Origin of the sequence: Streptomyces sp. NK15101, from assembly GCF_020400725.1 — a bacterium.
In the GTDB taxonomy this organism is placed as follows: Bacteria; Actinomycetota; Actinomycetes; order Streptomycetales; family Streptomycetaceae; genus Streptomyces.
In genome coordinates this window covers 135,777-159,604 of record NZ_JAINVG010000007.1, presented here as the reverse complement: position 1 = coordinate 159,604, position 23,828 = coordinate 135,777, and the positions used below count along the sequence as shown (strand labels likewise).

At 72.7% G+C, this 23,828-nt stretch carries 18 protein-coding genes; 13 read left to right on the top strand and 5 right to left on the bottom strand.

Annotated features, from left to right (window positions below; all coding sequences use genetic code 11):
• The first annotated feature begins 78 nt into the window (after positions 1 to 78).
• The 3 genes from K7G60_RS06180 to K7G60_RS06170 all read left to right on the top strand — a co-directional run bounded on the left by K7G60_RS06180 (position 79) and on the right by K7G60_RS06170 (position 5,653).
• On the top strand, positions 79 to 531 hold the full coding sequence (locus tag K7G60_RS06180) for a GNAT family N-acetyltransferase (RefSeq protein ID WP_225799768.1): 453 nt from the start codon (positions 79 to 81) through the stop codon (positions 529 to 531).
• A complete protein-coding gene (locus K7G60_RS06175; RefSeq protein WP_225799767.1) occupies positions 528 to 1,799 on the top strand; it encodes an MFS transporter in 1,272 nt (423 codons plus the stop codon). Before K7G60_RS06180 ends, K7G60_RS06175 begins: the two co-directional genes overlap by 4 nt.
• 164 nt (positions 1,800 to 1,963) lie before the next feature.
• Entirely contained in the window at positions 1,964 to 5,653 is a 3,690-nt protein-coding gene (locus tag K7G60_RS06170) for a S8 family serine peptidase (protein ID WP_225799766.1), read from the top strand.
• Between the two features lie 67 nt (positions 5,654 to 5,720).
• Here K7G60_RS06170 and K7G60_RS06165 read toward each other — a convergent pair whose 3' ends face one another.
• The 4 genes from K7G60_RS06165 to K7G60_RS06150 all read right to left on the bottom strand — a co-directional run bounded on the left by K7G60_RS06165 (position 5,721) and on the right by K7G60_RS06150 (position 11,530).
• Positions 5,721 to 7,181, bottom strand: a complete 1,461-nt coding sequence (locus K7G60_RS06165; protein ID WP_225799765.1) for an acyl-CoA synthetase — start codon at positions 7,179 to 7,181, stop codon at positions 5,721 to 5,723.
• Between the two features lie 349 nt (positions 7,182 to 7,530).
• Positions 7,531 to 8,715, bottom strand: a complete 1,185-nt coding sequence (locus K7G60_RS06160; protein ID WP_225799794.1) for an MFS transporter — start codon at positions 8,713 to 8,715, stop codon at positions 7,531 to 7,533.
• A 112-nt stretch (positions 8,716 to 8,827) separates the two neighbouring features.
• Positions 8,828 to 10,309 (bottom strand): GAF domain-containing protein, encoded by a 1,482-nt coding sequence (locus tag K7G60_RS06155; protein ID WP_225799793.1) that lies wholly within the window; start codon positions 10,307 to 10,309, stop codon positions 8,828 to 8,830.
• A 159-nt stretch (positions 10,310 to 10,468) separates the two neighbouring features.
• Complete coding sequence (locus K7G60_RS06150; RefSeq protein ID WP_225799764.1) at positions 10,469 to 11,530, bottom strand: rod shape-determining protein; 1,062 nt, start codon at positions 11,528 to 11,530, stop codon at positions 10,469 to 10,471.
• Positions 11,531 to 11,922: 392 nt separating this feature from the next.
• On the opposite strand from K7G60_RS06150, the gene K7G60_RS06145 reads away from it, so the two are divergent.
• Positions 11,923 to 12,879 carry a hypothetical protein gene (locus K7G60_RS06145; protein WP_225799763.1) on the top strand — a complete coding sequence of 319 codons (957 nt, stop codon included), beginning with the start codon at positions 11,923 to 11,925 and terminating at the stop codon, positions 12,877 to 12,879.
• A gap of 81 nt (positions 12,880 to 12,960) precedes the next feature.
• Here the strand turns inward: K7G60_RS06145 and K7G60_RS06140 are convergent, their stop codons facing one another.
• Positions 12,961 to 13,395, bottom strand: a complete 435-nt coding sequence (locus K7G60_RS06140; protein ID WP_225799762.1) for a MarR family winged helix-turn-helix transcriptional regulator — start codon at positions 13,393 to 13,395, stop codon at positions 12,961 to 12,963.
• 105 nt (positions 13,396 to 13,500) lie between these two features.
• On the opposite strand from K7G60_RS06140, the gene K7G60_RS06135 reads away from it, so the two are divergent.
• The 9 genes from K7G60_RS06135 (at position 13,501) to K7G60_RS06095 (ending at position 23,824) form a co-directional block, all read left to right on the top strand.
• Positions 13,501 to 14,520 carry an NADP-dependent oxidoreductase gene (locus tag K7G60_RS06135; protein ID WP_225799761.1) on the top strand — a complete coding sequence of 340 codons (1,020 nt, stop codon included), beginning with the start codon at positions 13,501 to 13,503 and terminating at the stop codon, positions 14,518 to 14,520.
• Positions 14,521 to 14,584: 64 nt separating this feature from the next.
• On the top strand, positions 14,585 to 15,007 hold the full coding sequence (locus K7G60_RS06130) for an organic hydroperoxide resistance protein (protein ID WP_086831271.1): 423 nt from the start codon (positions 14,585 to 14,587) through the stop codon (positions 15,005 to 15,007).
• A gap of 695 nt (positions 15,008 to 15,702) precedes the next feature.
• Entirely contained in the window at positions 15,703 to 16,536 is an 834-nt protein-coding gene (locus K7G60_RS06125) for a methyltransferase (protein WP_225799760.1), read from the top strand.
• A gap of 61 nt (positions 16,537 to 16,597) precedes the next feature.
• Positions 16,598 to 17,389: a hypothetical protein gene (locus tag K7G60_RS06120; RefSeq protein ID WP_225799759.1), complete on the top strand. Its 792-nt coding sequence runs from the start codon at positions 16,598 to 16,600 to the stop codon at positions 17,387 to 17,389.
• A 29-nt stretch (positions 17,390 to 17,418) separates the two neighbouring features.
• Entirely contained in the window at positions 17,419 to 18,546 is a 1,128-nt protein-coding gene (locus tag K7G60_RS06115; protein ID WP_225799758.1) for a fatty acid desaturase, read from the top strand.
• A gap of 4 nt (positions 18,547 to 18,550) precedes the next feature.
• Positions 18,551 to 19,888, top strand: a complete 1,338-nt coding sequence (gene purD, locus K7G60_RS06110) for a phosphoribosylamine--glycine ligase (RefSeq protein WP_225799757.1) — start codon at positions 18,551 to 18,553, stop codon at positions 19,886 to 19,888.
• Positions 19,889 to 19,896: 8 nt separating this feature from the next.
• The gene (locus K7G60_RS06105) at positions 19,897 to 21,222 is read left to right on the top strand and encodes an acetyl-CoA carboxylase biotin carboxylase subunit family protein (RefSeq protein WP_225799756.1); all 1,326 of its coding nucleotides are present in this window, start codon (positions 19,897 to 19,899) and stop codon (positions 21,220 to 21,222) included.
• A gap of 23 nt (positions 21,223 to 21,245) precedes the next feature.
• Complete coding sequence (locus K7G60_RS06100) at positions 21,246 to 22,580, top strand: aspartate aminotransferase family protein (protein WP_225799755.1); 1,335 nt, start codon at positions 21,246 to 21,248, stop codon at positions 22,578 to 22,580.
• Positions 22,581 to 22,597: 17 nt separating this feature from the next.
• Positions 22,598 to 23,824 (top strand): ATP-grasp domain-containing protein, encoded by a 1,227-nt coding sequence (locus K7G60_RS06095; RefSeq protein ID WP_225799754.1) that lies wholly within the window; start codon positions 22,598 to 22,600, stop codon positions 23,822 to 23,824.
• The last annotated feature ends 4 nt before the right edge of the window (positions 23,825 to 23,828 follow it).

Sequence of the window (23,828 nt, the reverse complement as noted above, 5' to 3'; positions counted from 1 at the left end):
CGGGGGAGAAGGGGCGCCCCGGCCCCCGTTCACCGAATTGTAAGGAGCATCAGCTGAGATCGCTCCTATACTCTCTCCATGTCCGACATCACCATCCGGCGCGCCACCGCCGACGACTCCAAGCGGCTCACCCGGCTCGTCCGGACCTCCGGCGCCTACCGGGGCGACTACGCCGCCATGGTCGAGGGGTACCAGGTCGGCGGTCCGTACATCGAGCACCACCCCGTCTTCGTCGCCGTCGACGACGGTGACGACGGCCGGGTGCTCGGGTTCTACGCCCTCCTCGTCGACGATGCCGAACTCGACCTCGCGTTCGTCGCCGACGCGGCCCAGGGGCTCGGCATAGGCCGGCTCCTCATGGAGCACATGACCGGGCAGGCCAGGGTCGCCGGCCTCGGCTCCGTGCGGGTCGTCGCGCATCCGCCGGCCGAGGAGTTCTACCTGCGGACCGGCGCCGTCCGCACCGGTACCGTTCCGCCCGCCGGCCGCGTCCACTGGGAGCGCCCCGAGCTGCGGTACGACGTCGCGTGACCGCCGCCCAGGACACCCAGGAGCAGGAGCGGGAGCAGGGCCGCCGCAAGGTCTTCGCCGACCTCACCCCGCTGCGGACCTCCGCGCACTACCGCCGCCTCTGGTTCGGGAACACCGTCTCCTGGGTCGGGCAGGGCATGACGGCCCTCGCCGTCTCCCTCCAGGTGTACGACATCACCCGCTCGCCCTTCTCCGTCGGGCTCGTCGGCCTCTTCGCCCTCGTCCCGCTGATCGTCTTCGGCCTGTACGGCGGCGCGATCGCCGACACCGTCGACCGGCGCAAGCTCGGCCTCGTCAGCGCGAGCGGCTCCGCCGTGCTGTCCATCGCCCTGGCCGCCGCCGCGTTCGCCGGCTTCCACCACGTCTGGTTCCTGTACGGGATCGTCGCCCTCCAGGCCGTGTGCGCCGCGCTCAACGCGCCCGCCCGCTCCGCGATGATCCCCCGGCTCCTGCCGCCCGAGCAGCTGCGCGCCGCCAACGCGCTCAACTCGATGGTCACCACCTTCGGCACCCTCGTCGGGCCCAGCCTCGGCGGCCTGATCGTCGGGTTCGCCGGCTACCAGACCGCGTACCTCGTGGACGCCGTCGCCTTCACCGCGAGCCTGTACGCGATGTGGCGACTGCCGTCGATGCTCCCGGACCGGACGGGGAGCAAGCGCGCCTCGGTCCTCGACGGGCTCCGCTTCCTCGCCACCCGTCCCAACCTGCGCATGACGTTCTTCTCGGACTTCTGCGCGATGATCCTCGCCCACCCCCGCGCCCTGTTCCCCGCCATCGCCGTCCTCTGGTACGGCGGCGACGCGAAGACCACCGGACTCCTCGTCGCCGCGCCCGCGTTCGGGGCGCTCCTCGGCGGGGTCCTCTCCGGCTGGCAGGGCCGCATCCGCCACCACGGGCAGGCGATCCTGCTCGCCGTCGCCTCCTGGGGCACCGCCATCGCCGTCTTCGGGCTGACCCGGAACCTCTGGCTCGGGCTCCTCATGCTCGCCCTCGCCGGTTATTCCGACACCGTCTCGATGATCTTCCGGAACACGATGATGCAGGTCGCCGCGCCGGACGAGATGCGCGGCCGGCTCCAGGGCGTCTTCATCGTGGTCGTCGCGGGCGGGCCCCGCCTCGGCGACTTCCTCGCGGGCTCCGTCGCGGACCTCACCTCGCCGGCGGTCGCCGTCACCGGCGGCGGGATCGCCTGCGTCGTCGCGGTCGGCCTCCTCGCCCTGTACGGGCGCGGCTTCCGCCGCTACGACGCCCACGACCCGGCTCCGTGACGTACACAGCCGATTCCCCCCGAACGATCGCACCCGTCCTGGCGGTTGGCCGCCACGGCACATAACCGCCAGGCGCGGACGGGGTCAACTCCCGCGCCACAGGCCAAGACTCCTCGCGGACCCGGCACACACCCCCGACCCCGGGTCCGCGAGGAGTTCGAACGATGACGTCGAGGACCGCCCCCTTCGACAGAGGAAGGGCCGCGCTGCTCGCCGCGGGCATCTCCCTCGTGATGCTCTCGGCCGGGCAGACCGCCGCCGCGAACACCGACCCCGCCGTGCCGGACACCCTCAAGGCGTCCGCGACGAGCCACACCGTCACCCTCGTCACCGGCGACCGCGTCACCCTCACCGACCTCGGCGACGGCGCCAGAACCGTCACCGTCGACCGGGCGAAGGGCGCCACCGGCGCGATCCGCAGCCGGACCGTGAACGGCCGCGTCACCGTCGTCCCCGACGAGGCCCGCCCCCACCTGGACTCCGGCGCGCTCGACCCGCGCCTCTTCGACGTCACCGGCCTCGTCGAGCAGGGCATCACCGGCGAACTCCCGCTGATCGTCACGTACGGCGGGAAGAGCGCCCGCACCGCCGCCGCCCCGCGCGGCACCGAGACCGTCCGCGCCCTGCCCAGCATCGGCGGCGCCGCCGTCACCGCCACCGACCCCGCCGCCTTCTGGCAGGGCTTCACCGGCCGGAGCACCGCCCGCGCCGCCACTCCCGCCAAGGTCTGGCTCGACGGCCGCGTCGAGGCCGCCATGGCCGAGTCCAACGCCCAGATCGGCACCCCGAAGGCCTGGGAGGCGGGGCTCACCGGCAAGGGCGTCAAGGTCGCCGTCCTCGACACCGGCGCCGACCTCACCCACCCCGACCTCGCGGGCCGGATCACCGAGTCGAAGTCCTTCATCGAGGGCCAGGAGGTCGCCGACCGCGGTGGGCACGGCACCCACGTCACCTCCACCGTCGGCGGCTCCGGCGCCGCGAGCGACGGCAGGGAGAAGGGCGTCGCCCCCGGCGCCACCCTCGCCGTCGGCAAGGTCCTCAGCGACCAGGGCTCCGGCACCGAGTCGCAGATCATCGCGGGCATGGAATGGGCCGCCGAGGACATCGACGCCGAGGTCGTCTCGATGAGCCTCGGCTCCCGCGAACCCAGCGACGGCACCGACCCGATGGCCCAGGCCGTGAACGCCCTCTCCGCCGAGACCGGCGCCCTGTTCGTCATCGCCGCCGGAAACACCGGCGCCCCCGGCTCCATCGGCTCGCCCGGCGCCGCCGACTCCGCGCTCACCGTCGGCGCCGTCGACTCCGCCGACCGCGCCGCCTACTTCACCGGCCAGGGCCCCCGCCACGGCGACCAGGCCCTCAAGCCAGACGTGTCGGCGCCCGGCGTGGACATCCTCGCCGCCCGCTCCCAACTCGTCGCGGGAAGCGGCCTCTACACCTCGATGAGCGGTACGTCGATGGCGACCCCGCACGTCGCCGGCGTCGCCGCGCTGCTCGCCGAGAAGCACCCCGACTGGACCGGCGCCCAGCTCAAGGACGCGCTGATGTCCTCCTCGAAGACCCTCGACGCCGGCGCGTACGAGCTCGGCGCCGGCCGGGTCGACGTCGCCGCCGCCCTCGCCGCGGACGTCACCGCCACCGGCTCCGCCGACCTCGGCTTCGCCTCCTGGCCGTACGAGCAGAACAAGCCGGTCACCCGGACCGTCACCTACACCAACTCCTCGGACCGGCCCGTCGAACTGGACCTCGCCGTCGAGGGCATGCCCGCCGGGGTCGCCGCCCTCGCCGACACCGCCCTCACCGTCCCCGCCCACGGCACCGCCTCCACCACCGTCACCGGCGACGGCACCGAGGCCCCGGTGGGCCGGTCCTCCGGCCGGATCACCGCCACCGCCGGCGGCACGCCCGTCGCGCACACCGCCCTCGGCCTGGTCAAGGAGGAGGAGCGCTACACCCTCACCGTGCACGTCAAGGACCGCGACGGCGCCCCCGCCGCGGCCCGCCTGGGCGTCCAGCGGCTCGCGAAGGACGCGGACCCCTTCCCGGCGACCGTCGGCGAGTCCGGCACGCTCGAACTCCGCCTCGAGCCCGGCACGTACACCGTCGACACCTTCCTCGACGTGCGCGGCTCGGGCGCCGCGGACTCCCTCGGCCTCGGCTTCCTCACCGAGCCCGAGATCGTCCTCGACCGCGACCGCGAGATCACCCTCGACGGACGGCGGCTGCGCGAGATCCGCGCCGAGGTCGAGAAGCGGACCGAGACCCGCCAGCTCCTCATGGAGTTCGACCGCCAGGCGAACGGCGCCTCCTACGGCGGAGCCGTCCAGGTCCCCCTGACGTACGACTCGATCTTCGCCGCGCCCACCCGCGAGCCCGCCACCGGCACCTTCGAGTACCGGACCGTCTGGCGCCTCGGCAAGCCGCTCCTGGAGGCGAGCGTCGACGGCGTCCGCCTCTCCGACGCCACCCCGCAGGCCGGCACGGCCCTCCTCGAAGGCCGCCACCGCCTCGGCCTCGTCGACGCGGGCACCGGCACCCCCGCCGAGTACACGGACAAGGACGCCGACGGCAAGGCCGTCCTCGTCCGGCTCACCGAGGGCGCCGACCCGGCGCAGCTCGCCCAGACAGCCCAGGACGCGGGCGCCGAGGCCCTGTTCGTCACCGACGGCCGGCCCGGCCGGCTCATGCGGTGGTTCGGCACCGCCGGCTACGAGGACCGGCCGCTCGCCGTCGCCACCGTGAACACCGCCGACGCGCGCCGGCTCGCGGCCGGTGCCGCCCGGGGCCTGCGCGTCGACCTGACCGGCACCCGCTTCACCCCGTACACCTACGACCTCTCCGAGGGGCACCCCGGCGCCATCGGCACGGACCTCGTCTTCCGGCCCGGCGAGGACGAACTCGCCACCGTCCGCTCCACGTTCCGCATGCCGACCAAGCGCCGGGAGCTCGGCGGCGAGTTCCGCTACTCGCTCACCGACACCTTCCGGATCGGCTTCGGCTTCAAGGAGCGGATCGCCTTCCCGGCCGAGCGCACCGAATACGTCTCCACCGGCGCCGGCCAGCAGTGGCACGAGTCCGTCGACCTCGGCGACTCCCTGGAGGAGCGCGGCGGCCGGTCCGTCTACCGGGGCGGCAGCCGCACGGACCTCGACTGGTTCGGCCCCGTCTGGCACCCCTGGCTCGGCACCGGCCTCGGCTGGGGCCAGCAGCGCACCGGCAACGACCTCCGCTTCAACACCCCCGGCTGGGGCGACTCCGGCACCGACCACACCGGCTTCGGCAACGTGTGGAGCGACGACACGATGACCCAGTACACCGAGGTGTACGTCGACGGCGTCCGCGTCGACCGCAAGAAGAGCTCCGGCGCCTACGCCTGGGACGCCCCCGCCCGGGAGGCGACGTACAAGGTCGTCACCGACACCGCCCTCGACGCGGACCGCTGGCGGCTCGGCACCGAGGGCCACAGCGAGTGGACCTTCCGCTCCGCCGAGACCCCCGACGACCGCGTCACCCACCTGCCGATGCTCAACCTCGGCTTCGCCGTGGACACCGACCTCGACGGCGACGTCCGCGCCGGAAGCCGGCTGCCGGTCGGCATCTCCGCCGAGTACGTGAAGGGCGCGGCCGGCACCGGCACCATCGGCACCGCCACCCTGGAGGTCTCCTACGACGAGGGCGCGACCTGGACGGAGGTCGTGCTCGGGAAGTCCTCGCGCGGCGCCTCCTGGACCGGCGAACTCCGCGTTCCGTCCGGCGCCGGGTCGGTGTCGCTGCGGGCCGGGGCGAGCGACGACCGGGGCGGCTCGGTGAGCCAGGAACTGATCCGCGCGATCGGCGTGAAGCAGCGGGCGTGAAGCGGCAGGCCTGAAGCAGCGGCGCGGCCGGGGTCCTCCCGCCCGGGAGGGACCCGGCCGCCTTCGCTCAACCGGACGCCGACAGAGCCTTCTTGAGGATCTTGCCCATGTCGTTGCGGGGCAGCGCGTCGAGGTAGCGCACCACCCGGGGCCGCTTGTGCGGCGCGAGCAGCCCCGCCACGTGGTCGGCGAGCTCCGCCTCCGCCGGCGGCTTCTCCCCGTCCCGCGGCACCACCCAGGCCACGATCCGCTCGCCCAGGTCGGCGTCCGGCTCGCCCGTGACGGCCGCCTCCCGGACGCCGGGGTGGTCGAGGAGGGCGTTCTCGATCTCGCCCGCCCCGATCTTGTAGCCGCCGCTCTTGATCAGGTCCGTCGCCTTCCGGCCCACCAGGCGCACCCCGCCGTCCGCCTCGCGGACCGCCATGTCGCCGGTGCGGAACCAGTCGCCGTCGAAGGCCGCCGCCGTCGCGTCCGGCCGGTTCAGATAGCCGGAGAAGAGGTTCGGGCCGCGCACCTGCACCTCGCCGACCGTCTCCCCGTCGAGCTCCTCCAGGACGGAGCCGTCCTCGTCCACGAGCCGCAGGTCCACGCCCGCGAGCGGCGTCCCGACCGTGCCGGGCCGGGGCTCGCCGCCCGGGCGCACGCTGGTGTTCATGAGCGTCTCGCTCATCCCGTACCGCTCCACGACCGTCCGGCCCGTCGCCGCCGCGATCCGCTCGTGGTCGTGCACCGGCAGCGCCGCCGAACCGGAGACGAGGAGCCGGGCCTTCGAGAGGGCGTCGGTGAGGCGGGCGTCCCCGTCGAGCGCGTCCGCGAGCCGGTGGTACATGGTCGGTACGCCGAACAGCATCGTGCCGCCGCCGTCGCCGAGCTCCCGCGCCACGCCCTCCACCGAGAACCCGCCCAGGTGCCGCACCTCGCCGCCGCGCCGCAGCGGGCCCAGGATCCCGAGGACGAGCCCGTGCACGTGGAACAGCGGCAGCGCGTGCACCAGGACGTCGTCCGCCGTCCACGACCAGGCCTCCGCCAGCGCGTCGAGGGAGGCGGCGACCGCGCGGTGCGAGAGGAGGACGCCCTTCGGGGGGCCGGTGGTGCCGGAGGTGTAGACGACGAGCGCGGTCGTCTCGGGGTCGACGGGGACGGCCTCGGGAGGAACCTCGGGCCCCGTGAGCTCCACGTCGATCCGGGGGAGCGCCGCGAGCCCCGCCGGCAGCTCGTCCTCCGGACCCGCGAGCACCAGCTCGGGCGTGCTGTCGCCGAGGATGTGCGCCAACTCCCGCTCGCCGGTGCGCGGATTGAGCGGTACGGCCGGTACGCCGGCGAGCAGGGCGGCGACCACCGCGACGGCCGTACGGGCGGTGGGCGTCGCCCAGACGGCGACCCGGCCCGCGTCGGCGAGGCGTCCGGCGAGGGCGCCGGCGGCGCGGGCCAGCTCGGCGTACGTCAGGGCGTCGGGGCTGACGCGCAGGGCGGGGCGGTCGCGGTCGCGTTCGCGTTCGAGTTCGAGTTCGGGGAAGAGCGCACTCACCGGTCGTACTCCTCGGGTGGTCGAGGGCGAGGGGTTACGTGACGCATTCTGCCCGCCCGCGCCGCGCCGTTGTGGGCGGTCGTTCCGCCGGGGCAAGGGGGTTCCCCCTGCTCGAGCGGAGCCGAGAGCTCGGGGGAGGGTGGGCACAACGGAACGGCGCCCCTTGCCGGCGCCCGAGGCTCACGCGCCTGGACCCGCACCCCGTGCACGGCTCCCTGGTGGTGCGGGTCCAGGCGCGGAACGCGGAGGCGCCGCGAAGGGCGCCGTCCCGTGTGCCCACCCGTCCCGCCCAGCGGGACGACTGCCCACACGGGCGGGGGCGGGGGCACACGGTGGGGCCCGGGAGGGCTCAGGGGCTGGTGGTCGTCAGCTTCGTCGGGCGGGGGTCCGGCGTCTCACCGCCCGCCCGGATCCCCCGCATCCGCCCGTACGCGTACACGCACCCCGCCAGCGCCAGGTCCGACAGCAGCATGAAGCCGATCGAGTACGAGCCCTTCGCGCTGTAGATCGCGCCCATCACCAGCGGCGGAAGGAACCCGCCGAGCCCGCCCATCGCGCCGACGATGCCGGTCACGCTGCCGACCTTGGCCTGCGGGGTGACCTGGGAGACCAGGGCGAAGACGGAGCCGCTCGCCGTGCCGAGCCCGGCCGCCATGACGAGCAGGGCGATGGTGCCGCCGGGGTTCAGCGGCGGGTCGAAGGCCTGGACGACGGCGAGCAGGGCGACGGTCCCGAGCGCGACGGCCGTCACGAGCGCGGGGTGGATCCGGTCCGAGAGCCAGCCGCCGACGGGGCGGAAGACGACCGTCACCAGGGCGAACCCGGCCGCCTTGGTGCCCGCGTCCGTCGGGTCGAGCTCGTACCAGGTCTTCAGGTACGTCGGCAGGTAGACGCCGAACGCGACGATGCCGCCGAACCCGATCGCGTACAGCGCGGACAGCTCCCACGTCACCCGCAGCCGTGCCGCCGAGCCCAGGCGGGAGGCCAGGGAGGCGGTGGGGACCGGGCGGTCCGGGCGGTCCGTGATGAGGACCGCCGCGAGCACCGCGTACGCCGCCAGCGCGATCGCCACCACGATGAACGGCAGGTTCTCGCCGTGCTCGGCGATCCGGGGCGTGAAGTAGCCGGAGAGCGCGACGCCGCCCATGCCCATGCCGAACACCCCGAGCGCGAGACCGCGTTTGGCGGGCGGGAACCAGGAGTTGACCAGGGGGATGCCGATGGCGAACGTCGTGCCGCCGAGGCCGAGGAGGAAGCCGACGACCAGCATCAGCCCGTAACTGTCCTTGACGACGATCAGCAGCAGCACCGGGATGATCGTCAGCGCCGAGACCAGGGGGAACATCAGCTTCGCCCCGTACCTGTCGGTCAGCGCCCCGGCCGGGATGCGGCCGACCGAGCCGACCAGGACGGGCACCGCGACGAGCAGGGACTGCTGGAAGGAGCTGAGGTCGAGCCGGTCGCCGTACCAGCTCGCGATCGGTGCGATCAGGTCCCACGCCCAGAAGGTGAGCGTGAAGCCGATGGTGGCCATCGCCAGGTTGCGGTAGGCCGCCGCTGTCGGGGGCTTGGTCTCGGTGGTCACCCCTCCAGTCAAGATCCGGGGGAGGCGCCCGGCGCGCCGGGTTGGGCCGTACGAGGGTCCTTCAGGGCCAGGTCACCGTCGTCGGCGGAGTGCCGTCGTCCTCGACGCGCAGCCGGGCGCCGTCGGCCCCGGCCGACACCTCGACCGTGATCGCGCCGACCCCCGGCCGCCGGTGTGCCGCCGCGAGCGCCCCGCGCAGCACGGCGAGGAGCCTGTCCGCCGTCTCCTCGTCGACGAGCGTGTCGACCGCGCCGGAGAAGTGCACGGACGGCTGGAAGCCGAGCGGGACCGCGGCCCCGCCGGTCTCGCGCAGCACCCGCCCCCGGAAGGAGGCCGGCGCGTCCGCCGGCGGCTGCTGGAGGGCGAAGATGGTCGTCCGGACCTCCTGGATCGTCGAGTCCAGTTCGTCCACGGCCCGGCCGAGCAGCGCGTCCTCGTCGGAGGAGCCGCCCGCCCGTCGCCGGGTGGACTCGAGCATCATCTCCGTGGCGAACAGCCGCTGCACCACCAGGTCGTGCAGGTCCCGCGCGATCCGGTCGCGGTCCTCGAAGACGGCGAGCCGCTCCCGGTCGTGCCGGGCGTCCGCGAGGACCAGCGCGAGCGCGGCCTGCGAGGCGAACTGCGAGGCGAGCAGCCGGTCCACCGCCGAGTACGGCCGGCCGCCGCGCCGCCGGGGCAGGGCGAGGGTGCCGATGAGCTTCCCGCCGCTCTGCAGCGGCAGCATCATCGACGGGCCGAAACGGGACCGGACGTGCGTGGTCATCCGCGGATCGGTCGCCGAGTCCTCGACGAAGACGGGTTCCCCGCCGAGGAGCTGGACCAGGACGGGGGAGCCGGGCGCGATCGTCGTGCCGACCAGGTCGCCCGGGTCGTCCGTGGTGGAGGCGGCGACGATCTCCATCCCGCCCTCCTCGGTGGGCTGGAGGACCACGCCGGCCGAGGCGCCGGCGAGGACGCGGGCCTGCTCGGCGACTGTCGTCAGGGCGTTCTCGGCGGTGGCGCCGGTGAGCAGGGCCGTGGTCACCGCGGCCGCGCCCTCGATCCAGCGCTCCCGCTGCCGGGCCGTCTCGTACAGCCGGGCGTTGCCGATGGCGATTCCCGCCTGGGAGGCGAGGACCCGGAGCAGGGCGAGGTCCTCCTCGGTGAAGGGGCCCGTGCGCTTCTCGGTGAGGTACAGATTGCCGAAGACCTCGGTGTGGACCCGGATCGGGACGCCGAGGAAGCCGTGCATCTCCGGGTGGCCCTCGGGGACGCCGGAGGAGCGCGGGTCGGTCGTCAGGTCGTCGAGCCGCAGCGGCTGCGGGTCCCGGACGAGGACGCCGAGCAGTCCGGTGCGGCCGTCGGGGAGGCGGCCGATCCGCCGCCGCTCCTCGTCGGTCATGCCGGAGGTGAAGAGTTCGGTGAGGCGGTGGCGCTCGGGGTCGACGACCCCGAGCGCCCCGTAGCGGGCTCCGGTCAGCTCGGTCGCGGAGTCCACGATGTGCTGGAGGGTGGTGCGCAGTTCGAGGTCCGTGCCGACGCCGAGGACCGCTTCGAGCAGCATGGGCAGGCGAAGGGAGTCCTCGCCCTCGCCTTCCTCCGCGTCCGCCTCCGCCCCCGCGTCCGGGCGGGACTCCTCCTCGCGCGCGTCCGCGGCCTCGGCGCCCTCGTCCATGATCGTCATGGTCTCATGGTCGTACGAATCGCCCGGAACCAGGACGACTCACTCCTCGTCGGCGAACGGGTCCCGCTCCGCCAGCGGGTCGAGGACCATCGGCTGGACCTTGCCCTCCAGCATCGCGCCCAGCCCCAGGACGGCGCACACGTCCGGTCGTTCGGCGATGTGCACCGGCATGCCGGTCGCCTCCCGCAGCATCTGGTCGAGGCCCGGCAGCAGGGCGCTGCCGCCCACCATCATGATCCCGCGGTCCGCGAGGTCGGCCACCAGGTCCGGCGGGCAGTCCCGCAGCACCTTCCCGATGCCGTCGAGGACCGCCGTCAGCGGGGTGTGGATCGCGTCCCGCACGGCGGCGGTGTCGACGGTCACCGAACGGGCCAGGCCCGTGGCGACGTCCCGGCCGTGGATCTCCGTCCAGGCGGGCCCCTGCGCCGTCAGGCCGTTGCCGCTGAGGGCCAGTTGCAGCGGGCGCACCGACTGGCTCGGCAGCATCAGCTCGTGGTGGTGGCGCAGGTGCTGGATGACGGCGTGGTCGATGGCGTCGCCGCCGACGGGCATCCGCTCCGCCGTGACGATCGCGCCGAGCGAGAGCACCGCGACCTGCGTGGTCGCGGCCCCGCACACCAGGATCATGGTCGCGGTCGGCTGCTCGACGGGAAGTCCGCAGCCGACGGCCGCCGCGATCAGGGTGTCGACCAGCTCGACCCGGCGCGCCCCGAGACCGACGAGGGTCTCCACGGCGGCGCGCTGCGCGAGCGGGTCGCTGTCGTGCGGGGTGCAGGCGGCCGCGCGCAGCCGGGGCTTGCGGCGCAGCTGCCGGCGCAGCTTCTCGCCGAGGAGGTGACGGAGCATCCGCTGCGCCATCTCGATGTCGACGACCGTGCCGCCCGAGACCGGGCGGACGACCCGGATGTAGTCGGGGGTGCGGCCGGTCATCTTCTCCGCGAGCGCGCCGACGGCGATCAGCGCTCCGGTACGGGTGTTGACGGCGGCGACGCTGGGCTCGTCGACGACGAGCCCGGCGCCCTTGACGAAGACCCGGGTGCGGGCGGCACCCAGGTCGACGGCGACATGGCAACGACGCAGCTGATCAAGGCTGACGGTCACGGCGGATCCTCCGGAGTGCGGTGCTGGCACGGGCGAGGGGGTCGCGATTCGCGGTCCTGTTCGCATCGTCCGGCCCTCCGGGGCGCGGCGCGCGCTGGGCTGCGCCGCCCGGGGCCCCCGGGTGCGGGCGGTGCCGGAGTCCCCACTCCCGGTGAGGAAGGCCTGGAGCCGATCCTTCCCGAAGCGGGAGAATCACGGCGCACCGCCGCCGACCTGCGGTTTCCACACAGGATCCTCACGTCCGCGCCTACCTGACGCCGCACCGGGCCGCATAGCCTGCGGGCCCCATGGACTACTGCCACGCGTGCCGGCGGCATCTCAATGGGGCCCTCGCCTGTGCCGGGTGCGGGACTCCCGTCGAGGAACTGCGGTACGAGACTCCCCACATACCGGTGCACACACCGGTCCCCTCATCGGTCCACACCCCGGACCGCCACCACTACGGCGAGCCGAACCGGCCCGCGATCTACGAGGATCCGAGCCGATCCGCCGCGTACGGAGACCCGAGCGGATCCACCGCCTACGGCTACGCGGGCGATCCCGCCGCCCACGGCTACGCGAACGGACCCGCCGTCCACGGCGAGCCGGGCGGCCCCGCCGCGTACGGCGACCCGGACCGGTCCGTCGACCGGGACGAGCGGGACGGGCAGGACGATCCGGACCGGCCCGCGCCCGAGCACGTCTACGAGCTGGACGTCCTCGAACCGGCGCGCCCGGCCCCCGGTGGGCGCCGTGCCGCCCGGGGCCGCTCCGCCGCGCGGCGGGGGAGGGGATCGGGCGCGCGCCGGGGCCGTACGGTCCTGGTGGGGACGGTGGGACTGGTCCTCGCGGCCGGGACGCTGACCCTGGCGAAGCTCGCCCTGGAGGAGCCGGCGCAGGACGGCGCCGCCATCGCGGTGGAGGAGCTGGAGGTCACCGAGACCCCGCTCCCGCCCGAACCCGTCGAGACCACCGAACCGCCGGAGGGGTCGAGCCCGGCCCCGGCGACGGACGCGCCGAGCTCCGTCCCCGCGCGCCCCCGCCAGGTGAGCACGGGGTCGGGATCGGAATCGGGCACCGGATCGGGTACGGGGTCCGGCACGGGTACGGGCTCCGGTACGGGTGCGGGGACCGGCACCGGCACCGGCCGGGGCGACGGCGCCCCGACCTCCGCACCGGCGACCAGCGGCCCGGCCTCCCCGCCCGCCACGCCCACCGCGGCCCCGGCCGGGACGGAGAGCGGCCCGACGCCGAGCGGCTCGGGAACGCCCGGCGGGACCGCGCCGGCGATCACGGGACCCACGCCGAGCCAGACCCCGACGCCCAGCCCCACGCCGACGTGCACCCGCTTCCTCTGGTGGTGCGTCTGAGGCTGGAGGTGCCCCTGAGAGGGGTGGGGTGCCTGAAACCGGTGGTCCGTTCGAGGCCGTGGTCCGTCCGGGGCCCCGGCCCTACGCCGCGTCCGCGCCCAGCATCCGCTTCAGCAGGTCCCGGAGCAGGGTCCGCTCGGTCTCGGTCAGTTCGCCGAGCGGTTCGCGCGCGAAGTCGAGGGACTCGCGCAGCCGGCGGGCGGTGTCCCGGCCCTCGTCCGTGGGGACGGCCAGCTTGACGCGCCGGTCGGCCGGGTCGGGCCGGCGCTCGACCAGGCCGCGGGCCTCCAGGCGGTCGACGATCCCGGTGATGTTGGAGGGCTCGCACTTGAGCTTCTGGGCGATGCGGCGCATCGGCAGCGGATCGAGCGAGAGCAGTCCGAGGACGCGGGCCTGGGCGCCGGTCAGCGCGTGCTGCGCGGCCGCCTGCTCGTACTCCTCGTAGTAGCGCGCCACGACCGTGCCGATCAGCTCGACGACTTCGAGGGTCAGGGGGTCCGTGCGTGAGGTGGCCATGGGCATCAGTCTACCCAGATGCTTGACAACATGAAATATGTAGGCGCATGGTTGTTTGAGGTAGTGAACCTTTTGTGATCAGAAGCTTTTCTGGAGGCCGTGCTCATGTCCGTTCTTCCCGCGTCCAGCCGTGAGTGGCACCTCGTCGCCCGTCCGCACGGCTGGCCCGTGCCGGCGGACTTCGCCCTGCGCGAGACCCCGGTCGCCGAGCCCGCCGAGGGCCGCATCCTCGTGCGCAACCTGCACTTCTCCGTCGACCCGTACATGCGCGGCCGGATGAACGACGTGAAGTCGTACATCCCGCCCTTCAAGCTCGACCACCCCATGGACGGCGGCGCGGTCGGCGAGGTCGTGGCGTCCAACGCCGAGGGCTTCGCCGTCGGCGACCACGTCCTGCACGGCCTCGGCTGGCGCGAGTACGCCGACGTCCCGGCCCAGCACGCCACCAAGGTCGACCCGGCCCTCGCCCCCCTCTCCGCCTACCTGGGCGTGCTCGGCATGACCGGCCTCACGGCCTACGCCGGCCTCTTCGAGGTCGCCTCCTTCAAGGAGGGCGACGCCGTCTTCGTCTCCGGCGCGGCCGGCGCCGTCGGCAGCCAGGTCGGCCAGATGGCGCGGCTCAAGGGCGCCTCCCGGGTCATCGGCTCCGCCGGCTCCGACGAGAAGGTCGAGTTCCTCGTCGAGGAGCTCGGCTTCGACGCGGCCTTCAACTACAAGAACGGCCCGGTCAAGGACCAGCTCCGCGAGGCCGCCCCGGACGGCATCGACGTCTACTTCGACAACGTCGGCGGGGACCACCTCGAAGCCGCGATCTCCTCGCTCAACGTGCACGGCCGCGCCACCATCTGCGGCATGATCGCCCAGTACAACGACACCGAGCCGGTCCCGGGCCCGCGCAACATGGCGATGATCATCGGCAAGCGGCTGCGGCTCCAGGGCGTCCTCGTCGGCGACCACTACGGTCTGCAGGACCAGTTCGTCCGGGAGGTCGGCGGCTGGCTCGCCTCGGGCGAGCTGAAGCACCGCGAGACCTTCGTCGAGGGCATCGAGAACGGCGTGGACGCCTTCCTCGGTCTGCTCCGCGGCGACAACACCGGAAAGATGATCGTCTCGGCGACCCGCTAGTCTTCCCTCAGCCGTCGCGATCGTGGGCGCGAGTCGCGGCGAACCGCAGAAGGAAGTACCCAGCATGTCCATCCAGCAGTCGGACGTCCTCTACACCGCCGTCGCCACCGCCGAGAACGGCCGTGACGGGCGCGTCGCCACCGACGACGGTCAGCTCGACGTCGTCGTGAACCCGCCCAAGGCCATGGGCGGCTCGGGCGCGGGCACCAACCCCGAGCAGCTCTTCGCGGCCGGCTACAGCGCCTGCTTCCAGGGCGCGCTCGGCGTCGTCGCGCGCAACGAGAACGCCGACGTCTCCGGCTCGACGGTCACCGCCGAGGTCGGCATCGGCAAGAACGACGACGGCTTCGGCATCATCGTCAAGATCTCGGCGACCATCCCGAACGTGGACGCCGAGACCGCCAAGAGCCTGATCGAGAAGGCCCACCAGGTCTGCCCGTACTCCAAGGCGACCCGCGGCAACATCACGGTCGAGCTCGCCGTCTGAGTCCGACCCCAGGGCCTTCGGCCCGCAGGTCCTGAGAGGGCCGCCCCCCGGCCGACCGGGGGGCGGCCCTCTCCGCATATGCATAGATCCAGCCACTTCTGCATATGCCAGCGGCAGTATCGCGAAGCTCCGACTTGAAGAATATGAATACCGAGGGTTGACGTACTCCTTTCGCGATCACTAGTTTCTGCGACGGCTCAAAAACCAGTACGACTCCGCGCTCACCGGCGCATCACCACCCTGGGCCGACCCGTACGGCGCCATCCGCGTCCGTAAGCAGCGATTCCGGTTTACCCCTCGTCCGGAGGCAGTCACTTTGAGCACGTCGACCCCCCACCTTTACCACCGTCCCGATCGAGTGCGCGCCCGCCGGTTCCACGGCGTCCCCGCAGCGTCTCGGTCCATGTTCTGACGGTACGGGCCATCCAGCCCGTTCCCGCCGGCCCATTCTCCTGAGGCCGTGCCTTCTTCCGCTGCTCTCCGGTGAGTAGCGGCTGACGCGCCCGCTTTCCGTTCGGGTGGTTTCCCGTTGTTCGGCGCGTGCGCGTTCACCATGCCTTCTTCCGGAATTTCCCGAGAGTGTTCGGCCCGTTTCGGCGCGTCCGGATCCCCTTCCGAGTCCGTTCCGCCCGAACCCTGCTTCCGCCCGAGCTCTGCTTCCGCCCTGCCCACTCCACCGAAAGGTTCAGGCTGCGATGAGTGCTGCCCCGATCACGGCGCCGGTCGAGAAACGATCCCTGCCCGTCGGAGGGAAGGGGACCCTCTGGTTCGCCCGCCCCGCCTACGGCGTCTTCGAGTACCGCGGTCGGCCGCTGCGCATCGAGGTGGAGGACCCCGCCGAGGTGCTCTTCCCCACCGACTGCGGCCTGAGCCTGGTCGCCGCCCTCAACCACCCGAGCGCGCCCGACCCGCGCGGCCTCACCGCCTTCGACCTGGGCTGCGGTTCCGGCCTCTACACGGTCGCCCTGCTGGCGGGCGGCGCCTCGCACGTCACGGCCCTGGACGTCAACGCCGCCGCCGCCGGGGACACCCTGGCCAACGTCGCCCGCAACGGTCTCGACGTCAATCGCGTGTCCTGCGTCACCGCCGACCTCGCCGGCTTCGCGCCGGTGGAGAAGGCCGACCTCGTCGTGACGAACCCGCCGCACCTGCCGTACGACCCTCGCTACTCCACCGACAGCGGACTGGAGACGGCTCTGGTCGCCGGCCGCGAGGGCCGCGGCATGTACGACGCCGTCGTCGCCCGGATCGACGACCTGCTCGTGCCCGGCGGCCGACTGGTCATGGCCCATTCCTCGCTGGCCGACGTGGCCCGCACGGTTTCCGAGATGTGCGCCAAGGGCTACGAGGTCCGCACCATCGAGGTCTGCGAAATGGACATTCCGCTGGAAAGCTACGCGGAGCACAAGGACATCATGCTCGGTCACCTCGAGAAGCTGCGGGCCGACGGCCGCGCGGAATTCGAGGGTGAGCGCTTCCTGGTCCACGCGCTGGAATTCACGCGTCCTCTTGTGTCCGCCGGACTCTGATCACCCTGCACGACACCGAAAACGCACGGAAACGCACGCAAAAATCGACGAGGGGGAACGCATGACGATCGACGGAAGTGTGGCGCAGGTGGCTGCGGAAGAGGTGGACGGCCTGCTGGAACGCCACTTCGCGAAGAATTTCGACGCCGCGGTGATGGCCGGAGTGCGCGAGAAATTCGCCGCGGAACACATCGTGCCGCTGCGCGGCCTGCTCCCGCCGGAACTCTTCGGTCCGATCCGGGACGAGGCATTCGGCATCATGGACCGGCACGGTGTCAGCCACGATCTCACCTTCGAGATCACGGACAACACCCCGCGCAGCATGACCACCGTCGGCCAGCCCGTCATCAAGGACGAGGGCCCGTTGATCGACGCGTTCTACTTCTCCCCCCAGGTCCTGGACCTCGTCTCCCGCGTCGTCGGCGAGAAGGTCCACACCTGTCCGTACGCCGGCGAGCACTACGTCATCAGCCGCCTGCTGAAGTCGGGCGACACCCACGGCTGGCACTGGGACGACTACACCTACGGCATCATCCTGGTCCTCGAGGCACCGCACTACACCGAGGGCGGCTTCGTCCAGGCGGTCGCGAACACCTCCTGGGACAAGGAGAACCCCGACGTCCACGGTGCGCTGATCAGCAGCCAGGTCCGCTCCTACGCGCTGGAGCCCGGCGACGCGTACGTCGTGAAGACGAACACCACCATGCACCGCGTGTACCCGATCCGCGGCAACGGCCGCCGCACGATCGTCAACATGACGCTGGCCAGCGAGGACGACCTCAGCCGCCCCATGACGCACGAGACCAACGACGCCCTGTTCGGCGGCGTCCGCGATCCGCGCAGCGCCGGCTGACGCCCCGGTCGCCCACCGAGGAGCCAACGATGCAACCACGCGAGACGATGCGCGGCCTGCCGCGCCTCGTACAGCCCTTCCTGACCTGGGTGACCGGCGTGCCCCTGGCCGGCACCGCACCCCGGGTCATGTGGCGCCCCACCCTGGCCCTGATCGCCGGCGCGGTGCAGACCGCCGTCTCCGTCGCCGCCGGCGCCTGGGCCCTGACCCGGCCCTGGTACGTCCTCGTCCCGGTGCTGCTGCTCAGCTGGCCCGTCACGGCCGGCGGCATGCGGCGGCTGGACGTCGTCGTCGTCCACCAGACGCTGCACCGGATGTTCACCGCCTCCAAACAGGGAAACCGGGTCGTCAGCGAGCTGATCACCACCCTGCTGTGGCGGCCGCCCTTCGACGGCAACCGCGACGAGCACCTCACCCACCACGCCTTCCCCTGCTCCCTCAAGGACGGCGACACGCTGTACCTGCAGAGCACCGGCGCCCGGCCGGGCATGACCCGCAAGGAGTTCCGCGGCTACCTGCTGCGCGCGCTGGTCTCGCCCCGCCACCACCGGTCCTTCCTGTTCAGCCGGATCCGGGCCAACTTCCTGAGCCGTTCCCCGCTGTACCGGATGGCGATGGCGTACGGCTTCCTGGCGGTGACCGTCGCCCTGCTGGCGGTCACCGGCTGGTGGGTCCAGTGGCTGCTGCTCTGGTTCGTCCCGCTGACGTTCTTCTTCCAGAACCAGACCCTGCTGTACACGCTCAGCGAGCACCGCTGGTGGATCCACGGCAACGCCGAGCGCCTCACCAAGGCGCAGCGCGACGAGCTGACCTTCGGCCGGTTCTGCGGGGAGCCCGTCCCGGACACCGCCTCGCTGGGCGCGGCCGGCCGGCTCGCCGCCTGGACCGGCTGGTGGCTGCGGATGACGCTGCTCTACGCCCCGTACCGCATGTGCATCCTCGTCGGCGACACCGTGCAGCACGACCTGCACCACGTCCGGCCCAAGTGCGACTGGGCGAACTCCTCCTGGGTCCGCAACGACGACCTCGCGCAGGGCAACGCCGACCGCTACTACGAGGCGTGGGGCGGCCTGCTCACCCACGTCTACGTCGGCAACAGCGTCCGTGACTGGACCGCCGTGCCGTCCGCTCCGCTCACCCCGTCGACGGCGGGGTGACACCGTGACCACACGAGCAAGGCCCATGAAGAAGATCCTCGTCGTCGACAGCACCGGACGCGGCCACGCGATCTGCGACCTGTTCACGCGCACCGACCCGGACGTGACCGTCTACTACGGGCCCGGCTGCGACGTGATCGACCATCCGCGCATCGTGTCCGCCCCGTCGGTCTCGCTGACCGACCCGGCCAGCGCCCTGTCGTTCCTGGAACGGCACCCCGTCTCCTTCGTCTTCGTCTCGAACATCGACGCCCTGTCCCTGGGGTACGTCGACGAACTGCGCCGCGCCGGACACCGGGTCATCGGCCCGACGAGGGCCGCGGCGGCCCTGGAGTCCAGCAAGACCCGCGGCAAGGAGTTCTGCGCCCACCACGGCATCCCCGTGCCCGGGTTCGAGGTCTTCACCGACGCCGAGAAGGCCAAGGAGTACGTGCGGACCCTCCCGTACCGCTGCGTCGTCAAGACCGACGGGCTGACCCCCGACGGCGACGGCTCGGTGGTCTGCGACTCGACGGCCGAGGCGGAGGCGGCCGTCGACCGGTTCGCCCGCGAGTGCGGCGAAGGGCTGCGGCTGGTCGTCGAGGAACGCCTGACCGGTTCCGAGATCTCGGTGTTCGCGCTGCTCGACGGGGACAGCGCCCTGCTGTTCCCCACCGGCCTCGACTACAAGCGCACCCTGGAGAACGACGCCGGCAAGAACTGCGACGGCATGGGCTCCGTCGCGCCGCACCCGGACGACAGCCCCGAGCTGCGCGAGGAACTCCGGTCCACGCTGGTCGACCCGCTGGTACGCGGCCTGAGGGCGGAGGGACTGGACTTCACCGGGTTCGTGTACATCGGCGCCATGCTCACCCCGCGCGGCCCCGTCGTCATCGAGATCAACGCCCGCTTCGGCGACTCCGAGGCGGAGGTCGTCCTGCCCGGCGTGACCAGCGACTTCACCGCTCTGTGCGAGGCGGTGCTCGCCCGCGAGCTGGGCCGGCACCGGCTGGAGACCGACGGCCGGGCCCGCTGCTCGGTCGCGCTCGTCCAGGGCAGCGTCGACCCGGGTCCCCCGGACGCCCCGGCCGGCTGGCCGTTCGGCCCCTTCACCGTCGGCCAGGCGGTGAGCGGCCTCGACCGCGTCGACCCCGCCGAGGCCGTCGTCTTCTGCGCGAACGTCCGGCTCGACAGGGCCGGCGTCCCGCGCACCACCGGCGGCCGGGTGCTCCACGTGGTCGGCGCCGGCATCACCCCCGAGGAGGCCCGCGCCCGCGCCTACGGCCAGATCGAGCGCGTCGGCTTCCCCGGCATGCGCTACCGGACCGACATCGGGGCCGTCGCGGTTCCGGCAGGGAAGTGAGTACCCCGATGCCCCGCAGGAGAGCCTTTGTCCTCTTCGAGATGATGAACGCGATGCTCGTCACGGCGCAGGCCGCCAAGGCCCGCGGTTTCGAGATCGTCGCCCTCAACCGCAACCCGCTGTGCTCCGAGGGCCCGTTCACCGTGCCCGAGGGGCTGGTCGACGAGCACGTCCAGGTCGCCTCCTGGACGGACCCCGCCACCGTCGAGCCGCTCCTGAAGTACCTCACCAACCGCTACGAGATCGTCGGCACCCACAGCATGTTCGAGGGAGCGCTGCCCCACCAGGCGACCCTCCGCGAGCTCGCCGGACTGCCGACGACCGACCCCGCGACCCTGCGCGGCATCCTCGACAAGGCGCACGTCCGCGCCCGGCTCCAGGAGGCCGGCCTCACCGCCCTGCGGACCGCCCCGCTCGACGAGGCGCTCGCCTGGGAGACCTGGAACTTCGACCGGCCGGCCATCCTCAAGCCGGCCAACGGCACCGGCAGTGCCCTGTGCTTCGAGGTGTCCACGCCCGAGGAACTGCGCGCGGCGATGGAGACGGTGGAGCGGACCGAGGTCGTCAACCCGCTGATGCGGGACTACATCCGGGCCCACGGCGCCTTCGTCCTGGAGGAGCGGGCGGAGGGCGAGCTCCTCTCCGTCGAGTCGATGGTGCACCGCGGCGAGGTCGGCTTCGTCAACCTCACCGGCCGCTACGTGCTCGCCTCCGACCCGGTCGTCGAACAGGGCATGCAGCTGCCGTACCACCACCCCCACCAGGACCGGATCGTCGAGACCTCGCGCGCCGTGCACGAGGCGCTCGGCTTCCACCACGGCCCCACGCACCTGGAGTTCATGGTGACGGAGGACGGGACCGCCGAGCTGATCGACTTCAACGCCCGTGGCGCGGGATTCGCCGCCCCGGTCTCCACCGGGGCGGCCTACGGGATCGACTTCGGCGACGTGCTCGTCGACATCGGCTGCGGCATCCGGCCCGACCTCTCCTTCACCGGGCGCCCGCACCGGTTCGCCGTCGAGATGCTCGTGATGCCGCGCCCCGGGACCACCGAGTTCCGGTCGATCGAGTTCCCCGCCGACACCCTGGCGGCCCGCGCCACCAAGACCGGCGGCGAGAAGCTCAGCGGCCGCGCCGACCAGCTCGACGCCGTCGGCATGTTCATCGTCACCGGCGACACGGCGTCCGAGGCGCACCGGCGCGGCCTCCAGGCGCGCCGCGAGGTCGTCGTCAACGGCGAGCCCCTGGGCGACCACCCGGGCAACGCCGTCGCCCACTCCCGCCACATCGGCCGGGACCTCCCGGCCTCGTCGCCGACCGGAGGCCCGCGGTGACCCGAACGCACGAAGAGGCAGTCATGACGCAGGACAACGGCCCCGCCGCCGTGTTCGACAGCCGGGAGTCGGCGGTCCGCTCGTACTCCCGGTCCTTCCCCGCCACCTTCACGACCGCCCGGCGCGAGTTCGTGACCGGCGCGGACGGCACCCGGTACCTCGACTTCCTGGCCGGGGCCGGCGCGCTGAACTACGGCCACAACCCCGAGTTCGCCAAGCGCGCGCTGATCGACTACATCGAGCGCGACGGTCTCACCCACGGTCTGGACCTGGCGACCCCGGCCAAGCAGGACTTCCTGGAGACCTTCCAGGAGCACATCCTCGCGCCGCGCGGCCTCGACCACCGGGTGCAGTTCTGCAGCCCGTCCGGGACCAACGCGGTGGAGGCGGCCCTCAAGGTGGCCCGGCTCGTCACCGGGCGCACCAACGTCGTCGCGTTCGGCGGCGGCTTCCACGGCATGAGCACCGGTGCGCTGGCCGCGGTCGGCTCGGACTTCTACAAGGCCGGCCTGCACGCCACCCTGCCGAAGACCACCCACATCCCCTTCCCCGACTCCCCGATGGGCCCGTTCGACTCGCTCGACCTGCTCGACCGGCTCGTGTCCGACAGCAGCTCGGGCGTCGAGAAGCCGGCCGCGGTCATCATCGAGACGGTGCAGTGCGAGGGCGGGGTGTACGTGGCGCCCACCGAGTTCCTCGTCGGCCTGCGGACCTGGTGCGACACCCACGGCGTGCTGCTGATCGTCGACGACATCCAGGTCGGCTGCGGCCGCACCGGCGCCTTCTTCTCCTTCGAGCGCGCGGGCATCCGTCCGGACCTGATCACCCTCTCCAAGTCGATCAGCGGATACGGACTGCCCATGGCGCTGCTGCTGGTCAAGCCCGAATACGACGTGTGGAAGCCGGGCCAGCACAACGGCACCTTCCGGGGCAACCAGCTCGCGTTCGTCGCCGCCGCCGAGGCCGTTCGCACCCACTGGGCGGACGGCGCGGGCGAGGCGTTCGGCGCCGAGGTGCGCCGCAAGGGCGACCTGGTCGAGGCCTACCTGGCGGAGCACGTGACCGCCCGCTTCGCCGCCTCCGTCCGGGGCCTGGGGCTGATCCGGGGCATCGACGTGAGCGCCGCCGGCATCTCCGGCGCCAAGGTGTCCCGCCGCTGCTTCGAGCGCGGGCTGATCGTGGAGACCTGCGGCCGCGACAGCGAGGTCATCAAGATCCTCCCGCCGCTGACCCTGTCCGACGAGAGCCTGACGGCCGGACTCGACGTCATCGTCGAGGCCCTCTACGACGAGGTCCAGGACGACCGGCGGGCCACCGCGGGGTCCGTCCCCGTCCCGTCGACCCCCGCCACCGCATGACCACCGGAGGAACCAGCATGAACACCATTCTGATCATCGGCGGGCGGCTGCAGGCCATCGAGAAGGCGAAGGCCCTCGGCCTGCGGGTCGTCCTCCTCCAGCACAAGGAGCGGCTGCTGCCCGGCCAGGCCGAGGCGGCCGACGCGCTGCTCCTGGTGGACTACCTCGACTGGGACGTGACCTGGCCGATCGTCCGCGCCGCCCACGAGGCGTACGGCTTCACGGCCGTCATGACCCTGGTGGAGCAGGCCACCGAACTGGCCGGCCGGCTCAACGACCGCCTCGGCCTGACCGGCACCTCCTACGAGGTGGCGAACCGCCTGCACGACAAGCTCAGGATGCGCGAGTGGCTCCACCGCACCGGCTTCGAGTCGGTGGGCTGCGCCGAGGTCAAGAGCGGTGCGGACGTCCGGGAGTTCGGCAGCCGCCACGGCTACCCGGTGATCGTCAAGCCGCTCGACGGCACCGCGAGCCGCGGCATCGCCGTCATCGAGGGCCCGGACGAGGTCGACGCCGCCTGGGCGGAGGTGGCCGGACTCCGCGACCGCGACGACCTGCCGATGGCCACCTTCTACCCCGTGACCTCCTTCATCGCCGAGGAGTACATCGACGGCGTCGAGTACAGCGTCGAGTCCTTCTCCTTCGCCGGCCGTCACATCGTCGTCTCCGTCACCGGCAAGTTCCACGACGGCGTCGTCGAGATGGGCCACGCGCTGCCGGCGATCCTCGACCCGGAGGACGAGCGGACCATCGTGGACCACGTCGTCGGCTTCCTGACGGCCATCGGCCTCAAGGACGGCGTCGGCCACACCGAGATCAAGCTGTCCTCCAAGGGCCCGCGGATCATCGAGGGCCACGACCGGGTGGCCGGCGACCGACTGCTCGACTTCATGGCCGTCACCCACGGCGTCGACCTGGAGCAGTACGCGGCCGGCTGGCCGTTCCGCCTGGTCCCCGAGCTGCACGAGCGGCCGCGGGCGGTCCTCGGCGCCGCGACGAAGTGGGTCAACGGCCGGCCCGGCGTCGTCGAGTCCGTCGAGGGCGTCGACGAGGTCCGTGAGCTGCCCGGCGTCTTCGGCGTCGACGTGTACGTCGAGCCCGGCGACGTGATCAGCCCGATGCACGACAACTACGGCCGGCACGTCCAGGTCCTGGTCACCGCCGAGGACACCGCGGCCGCCATCGAGCGGATCGACGGACTCCTCGACCGGATCCGCGTGGTCACCCGGCCCGAACAGGGCTGAGCCG